Origin of the sequence: uncultured Aquincola sp. (assembly GCF_964001545.1) — a bacterium.
Lineage (GTDB): Bacteria > Pseudomonadota > Gammaproteobacteria > Burkholderiales > Burkholderiaceae_C > Aquincola.
The window spans coordinates 1-2,684 of record NZ_CAXFDV010000769.1 but is presented as its reverse complement, the minus strand read 5'-3'; the positions used below and the strand labels follow the sequence as shown (position 1 = coordinate 2,684).

Sequence of the window (2,684 nt, the reverse complement as noted above, 5' to 3'; positions counted from 1 at the left end):
CAGTGTGCGGGGCAAGTGGCGCGCAGGGTCGGTCACCAGGCCGCAGCGGTAACGCTCGCCGGCCCAGCGCAAGGCGCGGCAGCGGCCGGTGCGGCGCCGGCTCACCAGCATGCCGGCCGGGCAGGGCTCGGCCGCGCAGCACACGCCGCAGCCATTGCACGGCTGGCCGGGCAGGGGCTTGGCGGGCGCATCGCTGCGCAGCAGGAAGACACGGGGCATGGCCGCATCATCGGCGCCCCTGCGGCGGCGTAGCGGGCAAAAAAGCGGGGCGACGCCTGTGCTGCTCGGCCGCTGGCACCACAATCCCCCCATGGAAGCGGATGCCATCGTCACATTGCTGCGGCAGCGGCTGCCCACGCTGCTGGCCGTGCATGCCTTCGGCAGCCGGGTGCAAGGCACGGCCGGGCCCGACAGCGACCTCGACCTGGCCGTGCTGGTGCCCGGCTATGCCGACCCGGTGGCCCTGTGGTCGCTGGCCAGTGAGGTGGCCGATCTGGCGGGCTGCCACGTCGATCTGCTCGATCTGCGCGCGGCGTCCACCGTGATGCAGCACCAGGTGCTCACTACCGGCGTGGCCTGGTGGCGGCGTGACGACGAAGTGATGATGTGGGAGGCAGCGATGCTCAACGAGATGCTGGCGCTGGACGAAGCTCGCGCACCTTTGATCGCCGACATCCTGCGCAGGGGCCGTGTGTATGGTGAATGAAATACTGCTGAACAAGGCGGCCGCGATCGAGCGCTGCGTACGCCGCGCGCGCGAGGAATACGAGCGCGGCCCCGACACCTTCGCCACCGACTTCACCCGCCAGGACGCGGCCATCCTCAACATCCAGCGCGCCTGTGAGGCGGCCTTGGACATGGGCCAGCACCTGGTGCGCCGAGATCAGCTGGGTGTGCCGCAAAGCGCGCGGCAAGTGTTCGATCTGTTGGCGCAAGCCGGCCTGATCGAGTCGGCGCTGGCAGAGGCCATGAAGCGCATGGTCGGCTTCCGCAACATCGCGGTGCACGAGTACCAGAAGCTGCAGCTGCCCATCACCGTGGCCATCATCCGCGACCACCTGGATGAGTTCCTGCAGTTCACCCGGGCCGTGCTGGGGCACGCAGGCTCTTCCAGCTGATCAACGGATCCAGGCTTCACGCCGTCACGCGGAACGGCTGCGGGTCGAGGGCCGGTTGGCGGTTCTCCATCAAATCGGCCAGCACGCTCGCACTGCCGCAGGCCAGCGTCAGGCCCAGGGCGCCGTGGCCGGCGTTCAGCCACAGGCCGGGCCAGCGGGTGGGGCCCACCTGGGGCCGGCCGCTGGGCGTGGCAGGGCGCAGGCCGGTCCAGGGTTGCACGTCGTCATGGCTACAGGCGCCGGGAAAGGTCTCGCGCACCGCCTGGCACAGCGCCTCGATGCGGCGCGGTGGCAGCGCGCGGTTCATGCCGATCAGCTCGGCGAAGCCGGCCACGCGCAGCCGGTCGCCCAGGCGTGCGTGCACCAGCTTGCGGCCGTTGTCGGTGATGCTCACGCGGGGCGCCGCGCCGTCGTCCACGATGGGCAATGACACGCTGTAGCCCTTGATCGGCTCGATCGGCGGCCGGCCGCCCAGCGGGCGCAGCAGCTGCAGCGTGGCCGGCCCGGCGGCCAGCACGAAGTCATCGGCCTCCAGCCGTTCGGCCGCCTGGCCAGTGGCGGCACCGGCGGGAGCCAGCAGGCAGGCCACCACGCGGCCCGCCCCATCGCGCTGCAGCGCCGTCACCCGCTGGCCCAGGCGCAGCGTGGCGCCGCTGCGCTCGGCCAGCAGCACCGCCAGCCGGGCGGCGTCGATCACCTCTTCGCTCTCGGTCCACACGCCGAAGGCGATGGGACCGCCGCCGGTGGCGGCCAGCGCAGGCTCCAGCCGCTTCACCTCGTCGGCGCCCACGATGGCCTGCTCGCAGCCCCAGGCGCGCTGCCAGTCGATCTGCCGCTGCACGCCGGCCAGTGCCTCGGGCTTGCGGTAGATCACCAGCTTGCCCGGGCGGGTGTGGCGGGTGGCTTCGGCGCTGCCCGGCTGCGCGGCCAGCCAGCGGTGCAGGGTGCGGCGGCTTTCGGCGGCCAGCGCCAGCAGCTGCTCGCTGGTGCGGCGCACCGTGGGCCACTGGCAGGCGGCGATGAACTCGCTCAACCAGCGCGCATGGCCCAGGCGCGGCTGCGGCCGCCAGCGCAGCGGGCTGGTGGGCGACAAGAGCCACTTGGGCAGGTTCTTCAACGCATCGGGCGTGGCCAGCGGTTCCACGTAGCTGTAGCTCAGCTGGGCGCCGTTGCCCAAGCTTTCGCCGCGGCCGGCCTGCGGCTGTGCGTCCACCAGGGTCACGCGCCAGCCGCGCTCGGAAAGCGCCTGCGCGGTGGCCGCGCCGACGATGCCGGCGCCGATCACGCAGGCATGGCGCTGCCCCGCCGGGGCGGTGTGCGGGTTCATCCAGGGCTCCTTCAGGCAGGCACGGCGCTGCGCTGCGCCAGCGACCAGGCCACGGCGCGGCGCGCCAGGGCTTCGGTCGCGTCGATCACCGGCAGCGGCGCGCCGGCTGCGGGTATCACCAGCGGAATCTCGGTGCAGCCCAGCACCAGGGCCTGGGCGCCGCGCCGGGCCAGCGCTTCGGCCACCGGCAGCAGCAGGCCGCGGGCGGCTGGCAGGTCGCCGGCCTTGACGGCGGCGAT

The 2,684-nt window shown here is 72.9% G+C and carries 4 protein-coding genes and 1 pseudogene; 2 read left to right on the top strand and 3 right to left on the bottom strand.

What is annotated here, in order from left to right; translation table 11 throughout:
• Window positions 1-219: pseudogene (locus ABNT58_RS26920) on the bottom strand (hypothetical protein); the annotation flags it as partial.
• 91 nt (window positions 220-310) lie between these two features.
• Here ABNT58_RS26920 and ABNT58_RS26915 point away from each other — a divergent pair.
• Window positions 311-706 carry a nucleotidyltransferase domain-containing protein gene (locus ABNT58_RS26915; protein WP_348756449.1) on the top strand — a complete coding sequence of 132 codons (396 nt, stop codon included), beginning with the start codon at window positions 311-313 and terminating at the stop codon, window positions 704-706.
• A complete protein-coding gene (locus ABNT58_RS26910; RefSeq protein ID WP_348756448.1) occupies window positions 696-1,118 on the top strand; it encodes a DUF86 domain-containing protein in 423 nt (140 codons plus the stop codon). The genes ABNT58_RS26915 and ABNT58_RS26910 overlap by 11 nt, the downstream gene beginning before the upstream one ends.
• A 16-nt stretch (window positions 1,119-1,134) precedes the next feature.
• Here the strand turns inward: ABNT58_RS26910 and ABNT58_RS26905 are convergent, their stop codons facing one another.
• Entirely contained in the window at window positions 1,135-2,445 is a 1,311-nt protein-coding gene (locus ABNT58_RS26905; RefSeq protein WP_348756447.1) for an FAD-dependent oxidoreductase, read from the bottom strand.
• An 11-nt stretch (window positions 2,446-2,456) separates the two neighbouring features.
• Window positions 2,457-2,684, bottom strand: a 228-nt coding sequence (locus ABNT58_RS26900; protein WP_348756446.1) for an aspartate/glutamate racemase family protein, incomplete at its 5' end; no start/stop codon positions are given.